Here is a 16,352-nt window from a genome sequence, read left to right as displayed (position 1 = left end):
TCGGTTATAGGGGCTAGTTATAGGGGCGGATGGCGTTTCGCAAGACTAAATTTGTGATTTGCCTTCTTAATGGGCTCTGGTAACCCAGTTCCCGGGGCCAGAAGGCCGGAGCGTCCGAAGACGGCGGGACACCGTTCGGGACAAGTATTCTCTCCTTACAACGTCAAAAGACTAGGTATTTCGCCCTCGCCTCACCATAATTGCAGTGGTGATTGTCGTGGGGAAAGATTCACCGAACTTTAGACAGCTGACCTGGAAAGTGCGCGCGGTCGATTCCCGCTGCGCTAAAAACGTTAACAACAACGCGAGAACCCTTTGATGTCACCCGCTTCCAACAAGATCGCGCTCTTCATCGATGGCGCCAATCTCTATGCAACCGCAAAGACACTCGGCTTCGACATCGACTACAAGCGCCTTCTCAAGGAATTCCAGAGTCGCGGTACGCTGTTGCGGGCGTTCTACTACACGGCGATTATCGAGGATCAGGAATATTCATCGATCCGTCCTTTGATCGACTGGCTCGACTATAACGGCTACACTGTCGTCACCAAGGCGACCAAGGAATTCATAGACGCCAGCGGCCGCCGCAAGGTGAAGGGCAATATGGACATCGAGCTCGCGGTCGATGCCATGGAGCTCGCCGAGCACGTCGATCAGATTGTGCTGTTCTCGGGCGATGGCGATTTTCGCTCCCTGGTTGAAGCGGTGCAGCGGCGCGGCGTTCGCGTCACGGTGGTGTCGACGATTTCGAGCCAGCCGCCGATGATCGCCGACGAGTTGCGCCGCCAGGCCGACGTCTTCACCGATCTGGTCGAGCTGCAATCGAAGCTCGGCCGCGATCCCTCCGAGCGCCCCGCTCCGCGCGAGCCGCGTCATCACGCTCCGCAATTCCTGCAGCGCGCGACCACCATGGCGCCGCGGGCCGGCGACGACGATTTCGAAGATTGAGAATAGTCCGCTGCACTGCTAGAGCCCGGTTCTGGAATCAGAACCGGGCTTTTGTTTTTGTCGCGACGTCCTGACGCGAACCGGTGCCCACATTGAAAACGCCATGGTCATGAATGGCTAGCGCCGCCGCCTTTTCCGCTATTGGACCGGACCGCAACTGCCCGCTTTGCCCGCGTCTCGCCGAGTTTCGTGACCAGGCTCGTGCCCGTGAGCCGGGCTGGCACAATGCGCCGGTGGATTCGTTCGGCGATCCAAGAGCCCGGTTGCTGATCGTAGGCCTCGCCCCGGGCATGCAGGGCGCCAATCGCACCGGACGCCCCTTCACCGGCGACTACGCGGGCGACCTGCTCTATGCCACCTTGCTGGAATATGGCTTTGCCAAAGGCAGTTACCAGGCGCGACCCGACGACGGATTGCGGCTGGTCGACTGCATGATCAGCAACGCGGTGCGCTGCGTGCCGCCGCAGAACAAGCCGCTGCCGGTCGAGATCAACACCTGCCGGCAATTCCTGATCACGACCATCGCCGGCATGCCCAGACTTCGCGCGATCGTGGCGCTCGGCAGGATCGCCCATGAATCGACGCTGAAAGCGCTTGGCCTGCGCAGCGCCGCGGCGTCGTTTGCGCACGGCGCCGTGCATAGTGCCGGCCCGATCAAGCTTTACGACAGCTATCACTGCTCCCGCTACAATACCAATACGCGGGTGCTGACGCCGGAAATGTTTCGCAATGTGTTTGCGAAAGTGCGCGCGGATCTGGATAAGAGCTAGACCCGGTTTTCCTTCAGCCACGCCAGCACGTCGCCGGCGTTCCGGTCCGGCGGAAACACCGGATAGAACACGTGGCTGATGCGCCCGCCATCGATGATCAGCGCCAGCCGCTTGATCAGCGTCAGCCCCGCCACCTCCATGGTCGGCAATTCGAGGGCGCGGGTCAGCGCCAGCTTCTCATCCGACAGCACCGGGAACGGCAAATGCAGCCGCGACGCCATTTCGGTCTGGTAGATGTTGCTTTGCGTCGACAGGCCGAAGACGTGCCTGGCGCCGGCGGCCTTCAGATCGGCGAACAGATCGCGGAACGAGCAGGTCTGCGGCGTGCAGCCGCGCGCCCCGGGGATCATGTCCCAATCGTCGACCAGGCTGATCTTGCCGGGCTCGCCAGTGCGGGGATAGGCGAATACGACGACCCGGCCCGGCAGCACCGACAGCGTGACCGAATTGTCGTCGGTCGCCATCAGGCTGATCGGCGGGATCGCCAAGCCGACAAGGTGGGCGGCTGCGCCATCGTCCGACGGCGCCGGGATCTTGCTCCAGTCGACTTCGAGCAGATTTTTTTGATTCATTGAATGCTCGCTCCCTCAAGGTGGCGAGTAGCGAATGGCGAATACCGAATAGAAGGGATAGCTGCCGAATTTACCATTCGCCATTCCCTGTTCGCCATTCGCCCCCTACCCCCGCGCGCGCAGCAGGCGGCCCTTCTCCCGGCCCCAGTCGCGTTTCTTCTCGCTCTCGCGCTTGTCGTGCAGCTTCTTGCCCTTGGCCACCGCCAGCAGCAGCTTGGCGCGGCCGCGCTCGTTGAAATAAAGTTTTAGCGGAATCAGCGTCATGCCGTCGCGATCGACCGCGCCCATCAGCTTGTTGATTTGTTTGCGGTGCAGCAGCAGTTTACGCGGCCGCTTGGGCTCGTGGTTGAAGCGGTTGGCCTGCAGATATTCGGGGATGTTGGCGTTGATCAGCCAGATCTCGCCGTCCTTGGTGTCCGCATAGGACTCCGCAATGGTGGTCTTGCCGTTGCGAATTGATTTCACCTCGGTGCCGGTCAGCGCGATGCCGGTCTCGATGGTGTCCTCGATCGCATAGTTGAACCGGGCCTTGCGGTTCTCGGCGACGACCTTGATCGGGCGCTCGTTCTTCTCGGCCACGTTAGCTCTTCTTGAGGAGATCGCGGATCTCGGTCAGCAGCTCTTTCTGGCGCGTCGGCTTCGGCAGCGCCGCGGGCGCCGCCTCGTCCTTGCGCTTCAGGGTGTTCATGGCGCGAATGACCATGAACAGCACGAACGCGATGATGATGAAATTCAGCGTCAGCGTCATGAAGCTGCCCCAGGCCAGCACGGCGCCCTGCTTCTTGGCATCGGCCAGATTGGTCGCCGTCACCGCCTTCGACAGTCCGGTGAAGTAATTGGAGAAGTCGAGACCGCCGGTGATCGCACCGATGACCGGCATGATGATGTCGCCGACCAGCGAGGTCACGATGGCGCCGAAGGCCGCACCGATGATGACGCCGACCGCGAGGTCGACGACATTGCCCTTCATCGCAAATTCGCGGAATTCCTTCAGCATAGTCGGTTTCCTTCGTGCATCGGGCGAAGTGAGAGGCCAGCCTCAGTTGATCAGGCCGGCATGGACCATGGCGTCGCGGATCACCTTGCCGGTTGCCGGCGTCACATTCATCAGCGGCAGACGCACTTCTTCTTCCAGCCGTCCCAATAGCTTGAGGCCATGCTTGGCTCCCGCGAGACCCGGTTCCTTGAAGACCGCATCATGCAGCGGCACCAACCGGTCCTGAAGCTTCAGTCCGGTGGCGTAGTCGCCCTTCAGGACGGCCGTCATCAGCTCGGCGCACAGTTTCGGCGCCACGTTGGCGACCACCGAAATGCAACCATGTCCGCCCGCCGCCATGTAGGCCAGCGCCGTCATGTCCTCACCGGACAGCTGGATAAAATCCGGTCCCATCGCATGGCGCTGTTGCGATACCCGGGCGAGATTGGCGGTGGCGTCCTTGACGCCGGCGATGTTCTTCAACTCGAACAGCCGGGTCATGGTCTCGACCGACATATCGACGACGGAGCGCGGCGGGATGTTGTAGATGATGATCGGGATGCCGATCGCGTCATTCACCGCCTTGAAGTGCTGATACATGCCTTCCTGGGTCGGCTTGTTGTAATACGGCGTGACCACCAGCACGGCATCGGCGCCGGCCTTCTCGGCGTGGACAGCCAGATCGACGGCCTCGCGCGTGGAGTTCGAGCCCGCGCCGGCGATGACGGGCACGCGCCCCTTTGCCTCCTCGATACAGATCTCGACCACGCGGTGATGCTCGGCATGGCTCAGCGTCGGGCTTTCGCCTGTCGTGCCGACGGGAACGAGACCGTGCGAACCCTGCTCGATTTGCCAGCTGACGAGACCGCGGAAAGCCGCCTCGTCGAGCGAACCGTTCTTGAAGGGCGTGACCAAGGCGGTGAAGGATCCCTGGAATTTTGTCTTGGCTGCCATGGATTTCCTCCCAACGCGCGCGTGACGGCACCGCTAAAAATGACCAGCCAATTCATATCGGGTCTGGCGATCTGGCGAAAGGGCCGAAGGATATGACCACAGGCCTTTGTTTTTGACGCATTTTCCGGCCGCGAGGCCTCGAGTGTTCCCGGATCGAATCCGACGGCTCGAAAATGCCGTAGCCGCGATTTTGCCGTGGTGTTGGCGCAAACACCCCCGGCCGCGACGTTTTAGCATTTTGTACGCATATTCAATCAAATAGACCTAAGGCTTGAGCGATTGAGTGATTCGCCGCCGCAGAGGAAATTCGTGACCCGATCCGCCCGCGCAGCCGCATTGCGATCGACCGCACTGGCGACAGGTCTGGCGCTGTCGGTTGGGCTTTCCGCAGTTTCTGTGGAGGCCTGGGCCAAGCCGAAAGTTCCGTTGCCGAAGCCGCGGCCGATCGCCCGCAACGTCGTTCCGAAAACCACACCTGCAAGCCCGACAACGGCAAACCCGACGTCTGCGATCCCGACGCAACATTCAGCAGCGCAAACGACGGCTCCCGCTTCGCCAGGTCCAGCACCGATCCTCGCGCCTGCGACGCGCCAGCACGCCGCTCTGCCCGCGGCGCGCAAACACGTGACCCCTGCGGCGGTCGCCGCGACGTCGTCGACCTCGCAGTCCGACAAGGACGCGCTGGAGAATGTCATCGAGCTGGTTCGCAAGCGCAAGCCCGGCGATGCGACGCAGGCACAGGCTGCCATATCAGATCCGGTCGCCCGCAAGCTTGCGGAATGGCTGATCCTGCGCAGCGACGACAATGGCGCTTCCGTCGAGCGCTACCGCGCTTTCATTTCAGCCAATCCGAGCTGGCCCTCGCAGACCTTCCTGCGCCGACGCATCGAGGCCGCGCTGTGGGACGACCGCCGCGACGACGCCACGGTCTGGTCGTGGTTCGAAAACGAATCGCCGATCTCGGCCAAGGGCAAGTTCGCGCTGGCGCGGGTGATGATAGGGCGCGGCGATCGCGCCAATGCCGAACGTCTGGTGCGCGATGCCTGGCGGCACGACGGCATGACGGAGGACACCGAAAACACCGCGCTCGATCTGTTCGGCGCCCTGCTGACGGCCGGCGATCACAAGGCACGGATGGATTTTCTGCTCTATGGCACCGAGCAGGAAGCCGGCGGCCTGCGCGCCGCGAAACGGCTGGGTGCGGGCCACATGGCCTTGGCCAAGGCGCGCATCGCCGCCACCAGGAAGGGCTCGAACCTCCGGGCCTTGCTGGACGCGGTGCCGCGCGAACTGCACGGCGATCCCGGCTACACCTTTGCCAGGATCCAGCTGCTGCGTCGCGAGGAGAAATTTGCCGAGGCAGCCCAGTTGATGATGGGCGCGCCGAAGGATCCGGGCCGCTTGCACAATCTCAACGAATGGTGGGTCGAGCGGCGGCTGCTGGCGCGCAAGATGATGGACGTCGGCGAGCATCGCAACGCCTATCTGATCGCGCGGGATGCCGCCCTGCCCTCGCGCGACATCTACAAGACCGAGCAGGAATTCACCGCCGGCTGGATTGCGCTGCGCTTCCTGAAGGACCCTGCGGTCGCCGCCCAGCATTTCGCGCGGATCGGCGTCGGCAGCGTGAACCCGACCGCGCTGGCCCGCGCCGGCTATTGGCAAGGCCGCGCGGCGGAGGCCGCCGGCCGCGCCCAGGAGGCCCGCGCCGCCTACACAAGGGCCGCCGAACAATCGACCAGCTATTATGGCCAGCTGGCGCGCGCCAAACTTGGATTGCCGCAGATCGACCTGAACGGCGTTCCCCGCGGGCGCGGCGCCGAGCGGCTCGAGATCGTGCGCGCGGTGCAATTGCTCTATGAACTCCAGGAGCGTGAGCTCGCCATCCCGATTTTCGGCGACATGGGCGAGAATGGCGATCCCGACGCGCTGGCCGGGCTTGGCGAGCTGACCGCGCGCTACACCGACGCCCGCGGCATGCTGCTGCTCGGCAAGGCCGCCCTCAATCGCGGCCTGCCGTTCGACCATTACGCCTATCCCGTCAACGGCATCCCGCCGTTCAAGTCGATCGGGCCCGAGGTCGAGCAGAGCATCGTCTACGCCATCTGCCGGCAGGAAAGCGCCTTCAACCAGGCCGTGGTCTCCCCGGCGCAGGCCTACGGACTGATGCAGGTGACCCCGGATGCCGGGCGCTATGTCGCCAAACGGGCCGGCGTCAGCTTCGACCTCAACCGGATGAAGACCGATCCGGTCTATAACGCCGCGATGGGCGCCGCCGAACTCGGCGGCTTGCTCGAGGACTATCGCGGCTCCTACATCCTGACCTTCGCGGCCTACAATGCCGGCCGCGGCAGCGTCAAAAAATGGATCGAGCGCTATGGCGATCCGCGCGACCCCAAGGTCGACGCGGTCGACTGGGTCGAGCAGATCCCGTTCTCCGAAACGCGAAACTACGTGCAGCGGATCATGGAGAACCTCCAAGTCTACCGCGCGCGGTTCGGCGGCGGGACCAGGCTTCAGATTGAAGCCGATTTGCGGCGCGGCTCCAGCGTCGAGTAGCGCCGTCGCACGGGTTTTGTGGGCCAGGATTCCCGGGCGGTTGGATCGAGGTGCCGTAGAAAACCAGCACCTTGGAGATCCCGGCTAGACGTTGTTGGACGCCCGGGGGAAGTGGTTTAGAATCGACGTCGTGAGTAACAGGCAGAACAATTCCCGCGATCAGACGCTGCAGCAGGCCTCACAAGCGCTGCAGATGCAGCAGTTCGATCGAGCCCAGCAGCTGGTCTCCGGCATACTGAAATCGAACCGCACCGACAGGAGCGCGGTCCTCGTTCTGGCTCATGCCCTGATCGGTCAAAATCGTCACGTTGAGGCGATCATGCCGCTCGAAAGGATGATGCGCCGTAACAGCGACGGAGAGATCGAAACCTTGCTTGGTGCCGTGTTGTGCGGTGCACGCCGATCGTCGGACGGTATCGATCAATTGCGGCGCACCGCGGCGCGGCGTCCGCCATACTTGCCTGCGTTTCAGGAACTGGCAGGCCAGCTCTCCAAAGCCGGACAACTCAACGAAGCGATCAGGACCATCGAGGATGCCCTCGCATTGGCTCCTGCAAACATCGATTTGAAACTCGACCTGGGGCGCCTGCTGCTTGAGGACAATGATCGCGCAAGGGCTCGCGAAACTCTGATGGTCGCGCGCGATGCAGCGCCGGGGCGCCCGGACATCCTGACAGAGCTCGGGCGGGCATTGCTCCTTGACGGCGAATACGCGGCGGCTGCCGATGCCTTCCGCCACGCGCTCGGCCTGCGTCCTCAGGATGCGCTGGCGCGCGCCAACCTTGCAGCATGCCTGCTGGAGCTGGGAGAGCGCGATGGTGGCGAGGCTGCCTTGCGTTCCGTCATGCGCGGACGCCCTCAGATGCTCGGCCGCGCCACCTACGCCCTTTCCGCTTCCTCACATGGGCGCTTTTTTTTCCGGCGGAGTGCGGTGGTGCAATTCCTCGGCGAGAAGCGCCCGGAGTAGCTACGTCCTGAAATTCCGTCTGTACAATCCGGGCTCGCGTCTGATCTGGTGTTGCAAAGCGCTAACCCGCCGCGCTTCTTCTTCCGTGAAGCAAGAAATTTGCGCGCTCCAGTTTTCTCGCCTGACGGGAATGCATTGCGCGATGGGCGTGCCTTTCGGAATAACACCCTCGAAGTCCCTGTCATGCCAATGCGCCGGGAAGTGCACCCAGGTGTCCTTGTAGCGGTCGCAATCGACCAGTCCGCTCAGCGTGGTAAAAGGCAGATCGAAGCGATTGACGGGATGCGTGAAGAATACGCAGTAGCCTTCCGGGGCTTCGATGGTCCACAAATTGTGGAACTTGACCACGAAGTGGTCGGCTTCAAAAAGTGGCGTACCGGTGACCTGCCCCTCATCGTGAAATCCGATTGGCGAACGGGGAAGATCGAGGGCTCCACCCGGTGGGATCTCGTTGTCCCACGTGATCTGGCCGTTCGCGACCCTCAAGTCGCAAATCAACGGAAGCAGAAAGCCGTGGGTCATTGCGTCGATGAACGGCGGGCACCGCTTTACCGTCTCATCTTCACGCATGTTGATTGAGCTGTAGGCCTTGGCCGGCATTGCCTTGAGCCAGTCGGGAACGCCTTGGGCGGCCGGCACTGGCGCGGGCAGATACCCCTCAAGCTCTCGAGGACAGCGAAATTTGAGATGCAGCGTGTCTAACATTTCAATAGCCCGGTTGTGAGCGCTTCAATGCCACACAGATCACTACTAAGCGGAAACGGCTTCTGACCATCCCCTAAATGTGATGCCAGCCCAAACTTGGCTGGTGTCCAGCATTGCGTCAGGAACTGGAAACAAGATGTCCGCACCGAAGCCGGTCTTGCGGCCTTTGTGGCGCTTTACCCCGGCTGCAAGGAACGCGGTCAGTGGAACTCGGTCCAATAAGGCAAAGCCCCCGGCAGTTTCCTGCCGGGGGCTCAGCTAGAGATCGATCAGACGAACTGGATTACCAGTTACGCTGAGCGCGAAGCAGCAGGACGATGCTGTCCTGATCGCGCAGTTCGTACACGGTGGCCGGCTTCGCCGGAGCCGCGAGGAGCGGGGAAACAACCGTACCGGCGTACTTCTGGTCGATCCGCGTCCAGTTCACGTCAGCCGAGAACGTCAGGCCCTTCACCGGGGTCCAGCGAGTGATGAGACCCGCCTGAGCGACGTTGAAGTCCGGGTTGCAGGTACCAACCAGGGCAAGCAGCACGGCTGCGTTGGCGCAAACAGCGGTCCGGCCCAGATTGCCGTACTTGACTTGAGCGTAGGCACCGTAGAGACCGCTGCTCCAGTAGGGATCCCAGTTGTGGTTGAAACCACCGCGGAAGCCCCAGGTCCTGATGTTCTCGAGCGAGCTGCCGTTGGCAGCCGTGGTTCCCGTGTACACAGCATCCGGAGCGTTGGCGAAGGCGACGCTCTGGTAAGCGCCGGCCAGGCCGGTGCTGCCGAACATCGAGTAGGAAGCCGGAGCCAGGTTCTGGATGTTGTAGCGGGTCGCGCCGTCCGTGTAGACAGCCTGCAGGTTCAGAGTGTCACCCGCACCAGTCGGGATGTTCTTGATCTGCAAGGCACCTTGGACAGCCCAGCCCCAGTTGTTGCTCGGGTGGCCGGTCGTTTCGTTCGAGCCGTAGTAGCCAACCGTGTTGTTGTGAGCCACGGCCGACAGCTGGAACAAGCCCCAGGCCTGGTCAACCTTGAGGACACCGATCAGGTCCGGAGAGCGCGTGCCGGCGGTGTTGTTTACACCGTAGGTGCCGCCCATCATGCCGCCCGCGGTAGCACCGGTCAGGTTCAGGATGCCAGCCTGCCCGTAGGCGACCACGTCCTGAGCCGAAAGGGTACCCGACACGCCGTTGCCGAACTGAGCGGTGTAGGTGAACTGGTTCACACCAGTGACCATGCCGCTGCCGCCGACGAGGCTGTCGAAGTTGTTGGCGGGATAGTTGACCCAGGGAGCGTCGAACTGCGAGATCGTCTTACCCATCGTGAACCCAGCGAACTGGATGAACGCATGGTAGACGCCGAGCGAACCCTGCGAGGTGAGGCCGTCAGCCTGAGCACCAGCAATGCTCGAATACGCGCTGCTGCCGGGGGTCGTGCCGGCTCCGGCGAAGTTGCCGGTGGTCCAGCTGAAGACCGCATCGAAGTAGGTGCGGACGACGCCGTATTCGGTCGCAGTGCGCGTATCGATGTTGATGTCCTGACGGGAACGAGCGGTGTAGTAGTTGGTGAACCGGTTCCGGGCGCCGTTGTTGCCGCTGAACTGGCCGCTGTAATCGCTGTTGGTGTTGAGCGCCAAGTCAACGCGCAGATAACCACCCAGCTTGATGCAGGTGTCCGTGCCGGGGATGTAGTAGAAACCAGCACCGTACAGGGAGCAGATCCTCACGTACTCGACCGCTTTGGCCTTGACGGGAAGATCGGCAGCCTGTGCTCCGCTCATGGCGATCAGACCCGCCGCTGAGCCGAGAATAAGGCTCTTAACCATCTTCATGATAAACCTCCAAGTTGCTCTGTAGGGAAGGTTCCGGATCCGCCGGGTGCAAACACCCTAAGGTTGGTTCCCTTAATCCCTTGAAACCCGCTTAGTCGCTTCGCGCCTTCGGACACTCCCGCATGAACGCGAGGGACTTAAGCGAACCACCTAACGGGACGACCTCGGGATGCCCCCCTCCGTCGCGAGATCACAATTACCGAGGACTTCTGCACACGCAACAAAGGAACCGCTTACAGACGCATGACTCAGCGCCTTTTCCAAAGGGTGTTGCACAAATAACACGCAGACGTGATCAGACTTTCTTCGTAACCAATTGTTTCAAATAGATATTTTTTGAAAGTTCCATTTGACCCCCGAATTGTTGCTGGTGGCCGGCCGGCGGGCGGTTTTCCCTTTCCGGGCATGTGGCGGCGTCGAATCGAGCGTCCAAAATCACCGAATCCCCGCCAGGCCGTCACACTCGTGGTGAAATGAGGATCGGCGAAATGACCGCCGTAATGCCCGTTCGCCACCATCTATCGCAGCCATATAAAGGCTCATGGAGCCGCGGTGTTGCTTTACCGGAACGGGTCCGGCCCACAAACGGCTCTGCGAAACCGCCCCCAGGATTGCAAATGTCCTATTACCGGCGGCCGAAACGCGCCTTTGCCTTTGCGGGCAACCGTCTGAGCCGCGCCGAATCGCTGACAGGGGTGTCGCCCGAATGAACGGATCCCGCCTTTTGAAGACGTCAAAGCCAGCACACGCGCGAAATGAGCCCCAGGGCCGGCTTTCGAGGCCGGCTTTAATTGTATGGACGCCGCCTGGCCGCTCGGGGCCCGGAAGGCCGCACGGAAGCTCTCAAACCGGCGCCGCCAGATGCGAATTGGCGTACCGCGCGCGCCAGTGGGCGGCAGCCTCCTTAAATGGCCCCGGCGTAACCTGAATCTGCCGCTTGCGGCCCGCCCCCGCGTCGGGCATATCCGCCCTTACGGAGCTGTGGCCGAGTGGCTGAAGGCGGCGGTTTGCTAAACCGTTATAGGGTTGTAAAGCCCTATCGAGGGTTCGAATCCCTCCGGCTCCGCCAAAATCTCATCTGATCAGGACCTCAGTAGTCTGAAAAAGCCCTTGTGAATTGGGCCTTTCTTGCATTTCGAAGTCCTTGCTAATCTGCCACTGTCCGATACCGTACGGCTCCATGCTGTAGGTAGGACTGTGGTCATGGCAGAGCTGACTGAGAAGGCCGTTCAAAAGCTGATGAAAAAGCCGGGCCGGCACGCTGTTGGGCCCCGCGGGCTTTACTTGCAAATCACGGCCTCCCCTGCGCGTGAATGGAAAGACTGGCCTAAATCCTGGATTTTCCGGTATCAGCGTGGCGGAACTTCTCGCCACATGGGTCTCGGCGCCGCCGGTCGCAATGGCATTCCACTTAAGACCGCGCGCGATCGGGTGATCGAAGCCCGCCAATTACTTTCTGCCGGCATCGATCCCGTTAAGCAGCGCGAGACAGAGCGCGCAGCGGCGAAAATCGACCGAGCCAAGGCCGTTACATTCAAGCATTGCGCAGAGAGTTACATCGCTCACCATCAAGCGACCTGGAAAAATCCCGTTCATCGCAAGCAATGGTCCTCGACGCTCGAGACTTACGTTTACAACTCGTTTGGCAGCTTACCCGTCTCCGCAGTCGATACCGCCATGGTCATTAAGGCGCTCGATCCGATCTGGACGGCCAAGCCTGAAACCGCTGGTCGCGTTCGCGGTCGAATTGAACGAATCCTCGATTGGGCAAAAGTCAGCGGATTTAGAGCAGGCGAAAACCCGGCGCGTTGGCGCGGACATTTGTCTGAGAAGTTTGCAAAGAAGCGAAAATTACGGAAGGTGAAGCACCATCCCGCGATGCCCTACGCTGCCCTGCCCACCTACATGGTGGCTTTGCGTAGCAAGGAAAGCATCAGCGCACGAGCGCTGGAATTTACGATCTTAACCGCGGTGCGGACCGGCGACACGATCGGCGGGCTTTGGAGCGAGGTCGATCAAGATAAAAAGCTTTGGACGATCTCGGCGGAAAGGCTGAAAGGCCAGGTCGATGTTCGCGAGGACGATCACCGTGTGCCGCTGACCGAACCGGCCCTGAAAGTACTAAATGCCTTGCATCGTGAGAGCGATTTCCTTTTCCCCGGGGCCAAAGAAAATAAGCCGCTGAGCAACATGGCGATGTTGAACCTGCTCAAAGGCTCGCATCCAGAGTTTACAGTTCACGGCTTTCGATCAACCTTCCGCGACTGGGCAGCGGAAGAGACTGACTTTCCGAACCACGTTGTTGAAATGGCGCTCGCTCATGAAATTGGCAACGAGGTAGAGGCCGCATACCGGCGTGGAGAATTGCTCGATAAGCGCCGAAAGCTGATGGAATATTGGGCAGCGTTTTGTGCGGGCACGCCGTGACCAAGCGCAAAACGCTTCGAACACTCAACAAATCCCAGCATCCTGTAAAGCTCGGCGATGGCCCTTCCGTGGCGTCGTTTGATGCTACGAATAAGCACATACACGCCGCTCTTGAATACCAGCGCTCAAAATTCGAAGCAGGCGATAATAGCGTTATTCTTGAAGCCGTCGGTGATTGCGCAGCATGGGGATTACCGATGCCGCGGTGGCTGGCAGATGCCTTCGGAAACGCTTACAGCAAACGCTGGAACGATCGGCGCGTGATGAAGTCCTGGAATGAGGTATTCGGAGAGCCTTGGCCGAAAGGGACCAAGCCAGGAGAGATCCAACGGCAACGAAATACTCTTTGGGCCTACGCTCGGGTGAAAGAACTAAGAGAGGAGGAAATGGCCAACGGCCAACAGCCGGTGACTCCGATAAATGAATTGTTCGAAAAAATAGGAAAGGAAGCAACGCCCGTAGTGAGCGCAGCGGTCGTCAGCCGATGGTTCTACGCAGTCGCGAAGCTGCTGCAGGTCAACCATCCAATACCCGGCCTTTCTCAGCAGAACTCAAAGTAAAGAAATAGACGCTGATCTCAGCCGCCGCCATTCTCCGAACATCGCCGCACCAATCCGCGCGGTGCATTCGGAGAATATAGAATGACAGGAAAGCGAATTGTCCGGCCGAAAGAGGCGCAAGCCCGGCTCGGGATCGGCCACGACAAATTTTGGCGGGACGTGAAAAACGGCACCCTCCCTGCCCTGGTCCGGCTGGGGCCGAAGTCAGTGGGACATGTTGAGGAAGAACTCGACGCCTACATCGAACATCTGATGAAGCAGCGGAAGGTCGCCTAACGCATGATCTTCACGCAAAACCCCGCAGCGCTTGTGGCGTGCGGGGCTCTGAAACCTGATCTGGCTGAGGCTTCAATCACTTCCGCAAATTGCCTGGATAGCTTCGCGCAACACTTGGCCGCGATCTGCGACCAATTGCCCTGCACTGCGACGAACCCCCGGCTGAACGAAACCCGGGCATCCGATCGAGACGGCATTCAGATCACCATGACGGTTGGCCTCTACAACACGGGTGAGGTTGGCGGAGTATTATTTCTGAATGCCGATCGGTCCAATTCTATATTGGATGTGTTGATGAGCGCTGCCGCAATCATCGTCAGCCTTGCCTTGCAACATGGCGTCCCGCTTCCTTCGATCACTCACGCTTTGACGATTGACAAATTTGGCGTTGCATCGATCGCCAATCGGCGCCGCGCTCGATCGCATTTCCCTCCGGAGGTGATGATGCGGAGAAGTAGGGCAAGGCCGGAGGATCTGATCTGGCTGGCGGCTTCGCAGTATCCCACGGTCCGGAAGGCGCGGGGGACGTTCGCTTTCCACGACCCCAACGGTCGCAAGCGCAAGCCGATCGATTCCGCCATCATAAAGGGCCGCGGTATCACCGCCGGCGTTGCCGACATCATCGCAATCCGCAAGGGCCATACGTTCGGGTTGAAGCTCGAGGCGGAGGAAGGCAAGTCGACTGCCAAACAAATCGAAACAATTGCCGCCATGGTAGCGGCTAGCGCCACTTTAGCCATCACGATGGGCCCGGACGCATCAATCTCTCAACTTGAGACTTGGGGCATTTTGATCGGGCGTGCAGCATGAACGATTGGACGGCGCTGCAAACCGAAATTTGCATTAACGTCGCAAACGCGAAGTTTCACGCCTTCATTCATGAATCCAAGCGCATCGCCGAATTCCGGCGGCTTGGATTCGTCAATTGTCAGACCGCGGCGGATTACCTGCACGAAACCGCTATCTACAACCAACTCTACTTCGAGTACGGCACGGACCGGATCCAAAAGGTCATGGCGGAGGCGCTTGGGGAGGCCGCTGCATGAACCGGGAACAATTTAAACTGACAAACGCCGAGCTTGAGGAATTGGGCGCCAGAACGGGGAGAAAGCGTTTCGCAGAGCAGCTATTGACCATGACGCCGGAGGCATGGCGTGGGATTGAGCTGAAGAAAATGCGCTGGTTTGCCCAGGATCGCATACCGGCGGCCGACGTGACGCTTTACACAGGCAATGGAGGCTCTGGGAAAACCGAGACCGTTGTGGACCTGCTGATTAGCGCGGCGGCGGGGCTCGGCGACTGGCTTGGTTGTCGCGTGGAGCGCGGCCCCGTGCTGTTTCTTTCATGTGAGGAGCCTGAGGACAACATCCGCGATCGCGTAGAGCGGATCTGCAAGCATCGAGGCCTCGATCCCTATGCACTGTCAGATATGCACATTCATTATCCTGACCTTGAAGCAACATCCCTTGTCTCTGTCGACCGCAGCGGCACCGTCGTGAAAACGGCCATGTTCGACAGTCTGATCGCTTTCGCGGAAAAACACAGGCCGGCGCTGATCGCTATCGATTCCGCCGCGGCCGTGTTCGACGGCGACGCCATCTCGCGCCGGCTGGTGAGAACCTTCCTGGGGATGCTTCGTAAGCTGGCGATCAAGACCGGCGCCGCCATCGTGATGCTCGATCATCCCAGCGTGCGGGGAATGTCGGACGGCAGCGGTACCGCCGGCTCGGTAGACTGGCGTAACTCGGTGCGGTCGATGATGTTTCTCAGTGACCCGGACAAGCAAGACCCTGACGTCCGTACGCTCGAGTTGAAGAAAGCCAATCGCGGGAAGATCGTGGAGAAGATCAGGCTTCGCTGGAACGGCCTCACGTTCTCAACCGAGTTTGCCGCACGATTGTCGCCGTACCGTGCAGCAGCGGACCGTGAGGTTGATGAACTGTTCTTGCGCATCCTCGACAGGCTGAACGCTCAAAACCGCCCGGTTCGTCCTAGTACCGGCCGGGGCAGTGCCCCCGCGGAGATGGAGAAAGATCCGGATGCAAACGGAGTGAAGTCAGGCGCTTTCCGCGCAGCGATGGATCGCCTCTACGCCGCCGGCAAAATCAAGACGGTTGAGACCGGTCCGCCTTCGAAGCGCGTTAAGCACATTGAACGGATGCTGCCGTGACCTTCCCTCGACTCTGCATCGGTCTTCCATTCGCTTTCATCGGGTATGCATTCGCCCAATGTTCGATTCCACCGTACCCCTATGGCTATCGAAGCCCCGCCGCGGCCTTGGAGTACTCGACAGCGACCTGGGCGGCGGTCCTCCCTTCACACGTGAGAGGTCCAAGGTTCGATGTCCACTAGCTAAGCCAAGGAATTCACTCACAAATTTGACTTGGGCATGCCAATTGGCGCTTGAATACGCCATCGAGCAGGACAGAGCAAGAACACGTGTGCGGAGATGTGCAACATGTGTGAGCCATGTCCAGGCACGTTCCCAACCTTGAAGCTCTTTTCGCGATACTCGCAGTAATAGTAATCGCTGATCCTTCGCTCTTGCGGAGAATTCTAGCCGATGGTTGGTTACTCGCCCGAGAAACACAACGGTTTGCCTAGCCAACTCCCCTCGTCGCTGATGTTCATCGTCATCCGCGAATGCGTGAAACACATGACCAAGGAGCAGGCTCGTAACCTGATCCTGTGCAACAAGATAACAGGAAAGAAGGAAGACAATGGCTACAAGTACGTCGAAGAAGTAGGCGTTTCGATCCAAGGTCAGGACGCCAACAACGCCTGAAAGACCACCTACAACGTTCTCCAGGCCCTCAAGATGC

General features: G+C 60.4%; 17 protein-coding genes and 1 tRNA gene. 12 read left to right on the top strand and 6 right to left on the bottom strand.

Translation table 11 applies throughout. The annotated features are described in order from the left end of the window. The first annotated feature begins 318 nt into the window (after nt 1-318). The gene (locus JQ574_RS25445; RefSeq protein WP_212208218.1) at nt 319-948 is read left to right on the top strand and encodes an NYN domain-containing protein; all 630 of its coding nucleotides are present in this window, start codon (nt 319-321) and stop codon (nt 946-948) included. Nucleotides 949-1,061: 113 nt separating this feature from the next. Then, a complete protein-coding gene (locus JQ574_RS25440; RefSeq protein WP_212208219.1) occupies nt 1,062-1,718 on the top strand; it encodes a uracil-DNA glycosylase in 657 nt (218 codons plus the stop codon). Here the strand turns inward: JQ574_RS25440 and JQ574_RS25435 are convergent. From JQ574_RS25435 to dapA, 4 genes are all read right to left on the bottom strand, one after another. Continuing rightward, nucleotides 1,715-2,290: a peroxiredoxin gene (locus JQ574_RS25435; protein WP_212208220.1), complete on the bottom strand. Its 576-nt coding sequence runs from the start codon at nt 2,288-2,290 to the stop codon at nt 1,715-1,717. The two genes, JQ574_RS25440 and JQ574_RS25435, sit on opposite strands and share 4 nt — an antisense overlap. Nucleotides 2,291-2,395: 105 nt before the next feature. Beyond that, nucleotides 2,396-2,869: an SsrA-binding protein SmpB gene (smpB, locus tag JQ574_RS25430; protein ID WP_027537130.1), complete on the bottom strand. Its 474-nt coding sequence runs from the start codon at nt 2,867-2,869 to the stop codon at nt 2,396-2,398. Nucleotide 2,870: 1 nt separating this feature from the next. Then, nucleotides 2,871-3,287, bottom strand: a complete 417-nt coding sequence (gene mscL / locus JQ574_RS25425; RefSeq protein ID WP_212383995.1) for a large conductance mechanosensitive channel protein MscL — start codon at nt 3,285-3,287, stop codon at nt 2,871-2,873. A gap of 42 nt (nt 3,288-3,329) precedes the next feature. Beyond that, on the bottom strand, nt 3,330-4,220 hold the full coding sequence (dapA, locus tag JQ574_RS25420) for a 4-hydroxy-tetrahydrodipicolinate synthase (protein WP_212208222.1): 891 nt from the start codon (nt 4,218-4,220) through the stop codon (nt 3,330-3,332). A gap of 309 nt (nt 4,221-4,529) precedes the next feature. Here dapA and JQ574_RS25415 point away from each other — a divergent pair, with 309 nt between their 5' ends. Then, complete coding sequence (locus JQ574_RS25415; protein WP_212208223.1) at nt 4,530-6,779, top strand: lytic transglycosylase domain-containing protein; 2,250 nt, start codon at nt 4,530-4,532, stop codon at nt 6,777-6,779. Between the two features lie 130 nt (nt 6,780-6,909). Further along, entirely contained in the window at nt 6,910-7,746 is an 837-nt protein-coding gene (locus JQ574_RS25410) for a tetratricopeptide repeat protein (protein ID WP_212208224.1), read from the top strand. Here JQ574_RS25410 and JQ574_RS25405 read toward each other — a convergent pair whose 3' ends face one another. Together JQ574_RS25405 and JQ574_RS25400 are read right to left on the bottom strand one after the other, a co-directional pair. Further along, a complete protein-coding gene (locus JQ574_RS25405; protein ID WP_212208225.1) occupies nt 7,747-8,451 on the bottom strand; it encodes a hypothetical protein in 705 nt (234 codons plus the stop codon). A 283-nt stretch (nt 8,452-8,734) separates the two neighbouring features. Further along, entirely contained in the window at nt 8,735-10,267 is a 1,533-nt protein-coding gene (locus tag JQ574_RS25400; protein WP_212208226.1) for a porin, read from the bottom strand. 975 nt (nt 10,268-11,242) lie between these two features. Here JQ574_RS25400 and JQ574_RS25395 point away from each other — a divergent pair. The 8 genes from JQ574_RS25395 to JQ574_RS25360 all read left to right on the top strand — a co-directional run bounded on the left by JQ574_RS25395 (nt 11,243) and on the right by JQ574_RS25360 (nt 16,315). Then, a tRNA-Ser gene (locus JQ574_RS25395) sits at nt 11,243-11,336 on the top strand. A 134-nt stretch (nt 11,337-11,470) separates the two neighbouring features. Further along, nucleotides 11,471-12,694 carry a site-specific integrase gene (locus JQ574_RS25390; protein WP_212383994.1) on the top strand — a complete coding sequence of 408 codons (1,224 nt, stop codon included), beginning with the start codon at nt 11,471-11,473 and terminating at the stop codon, nt 12,692-12,694. Next, a complete protein-coding gene (locus JQ574_RS25385) occupies nt 12,691-13,254 on the top strand; it encodes a hypothetical protein (protein ID WP_212383993.1) in 564 nt (187 codons plus the stop codon). Before JQ574_RS25390 ends, JQ574_RS25385 begins: the two co-directional genes overlap by 4 nt. 81 nt (nt 13,255-13,335) lie before the next feature. Next, nucleotides 13,336-13,530 (top strand): AlpA family transcriptional regulator, encoded by a 195-nt coding sequence (locus JQ574_RS25380; protein ID WP_212383992.1) that lies wholly within the window; start codon nt 13,336-13,338, stop codon nt 13,528-13,530. 3 nt (nt 13,531-13,533) lie between these two features. Continuing rightward, a complete protein-coding gene (locus tag JQ574_RS25375; RefSeq protein WP_212383991.1) occupies nt 13,534-14,340 on the top strand; it encodes a hypothetical protein in 807 nt (268 codons plus the stop codon). After that, nucleotides 14,337-14,576, top strand: coding sequence for a hypothetical protein (locus tag JQ574_RS25370; protein WP_212383990.1), 240 nt, complete (start codon nt 14,337-14,339; stop codon nt 14,574-14,576). Before JQ574_RS25375 ends, JQ574_RS25370 begins: the two co-directional genes overlap by 4 nt. Then, a complete protein-coding gene (locus tag JQ574_RS25365) occupies nt 14,573-15,700 on the top strand; it encodes an AAA family ATPase (protein ID WP_212383989.1) in 1,128 nt (375 codons plus the stop codon). Before JQ574_RS25370 ends, JQ574_RS25365 begins: the two co-directional genes overlap by 4 nt. Nucleotides 15,701-16,093: 393 nt before the next feature. Next, the gene (locus tag JQ574_RS25360; RefSeq protein WP_212383988.1) at nt 16,094-16,315 is read left to right on the top strand and encodes a hypothetical protein; all 222 of its coding nucleotides are present in this window, start codon (nt 16,094-16,096) and stop codon (nt 16,313-16,315) included. Nucleotides 16,316-16,352: the final 37 nt, after the last annotated feature.

The sequence above is a fragment of the Bradyrhizobium sp. AUGA SZCCT0158 genome (genome assembly GCF_018130065.1).
Lineage (GTDB): Bacteria > Pseudomonadota > Alphaproteobacteria > Rhizobiales > Xanthobacteraceae > Bradyrhizobium.
Note: the sequence above shows the minus strand (reverse complement) of the source record. Positions and strands in the feature narration are given on the sequence as shown.

Bases quoted from the DNA above. Each gene is read 5' to 3' on its own strand.
- JQ574_RS25360 (WP_212383988.1), top strand. From the start codon at position 16,094: ATGGTTGGTTACTCGCCCGAGAAACACAACGGTTTGCCTAGCCAACTC.
- JQ574_RS25435 (WP_212208220.1), bottom strand. From the start codon at position 2,290: ATGAATCAAAAAAATCTGCTCGAAGTCGACTGGAGCAAGATCCCGGCG.
- JQ574_RS25370 (WP_212383990.1), top strand. From the start codon at position 14,337: ATGAACGATTGGACGGCGCTGCAAACCGAAATTTGCATTAACGTCGCA.
- JQ574_RS25440 (WP_212208219.1), top strand. From the start codon at position 1,062: ATGGCTAGCGCCGCCGCCTTTTCCGCTATTGGACCGGACCGCAACTGC.
- JQ574_RS25445 (WP_212208218.1), top strand. From the start codon at position 319: ATGTCACCCGCTTCCAACAAGATCGCGCTCTTCATCGATGGCGCCAAT.
- JQ574_RS25375 (WP_212383991.1), top strand. From the start codon at position 13,534: ATGATCTTCACGCAAAACCCCGCAGCGCTTGTGGCGTGCGGGGCTCTG.
- JQ574_RS25400 (WP_212208226.1), bottom strand. From the start codon at position 10,267: ATGAAGATGGTTAAGAGCCTTATTCTCGGCTCAGCGGCGGGTCTGATC.
- dapA (WP_212208222.1), bottom strand. From the start codon at position 4,220: ATGGCAGCCAAGACAAAATTCCAGGGATCCTTCACCGCCTTGGTCACG.
- mscL (WP_212383995.1), bottom strand. From the start codon at position 3,287: ATGCTGAAGGAATTCCGCGAATTTGCGATGAAGGGCAATGTCGTCGAC.
- JQ574_RS25380 (WP_212383992.1), top strand. From the start codon at position 13,336: ATGACAGGAAAGCGAATTGTCCGGCCGAAAGAGGCGCAAGCCCGGCTC.
- JQ574_RS25365 (WP_212383989.1), top strand. From the start codon at position 14,573: ATGAACCGGGAACAATTTAAACTGACAAACGCCGAGCTTGAGGAATTG.
- JQ574_RS25390 (WP_212383994.1), top strand. From the start codon at position 11,471: ATGGCAGAGCTGACTGAGAAGGCCGTTCAAAAGCTGATGAAAAAGCCG.
- JQ574_RS25405 (WP_212208225.1), bottom strand. From the start codon at position 8,451: ATGTTAGACACGCTGCATCTCAAATTTCGCTGTCCTCGAGAGCTTGAG.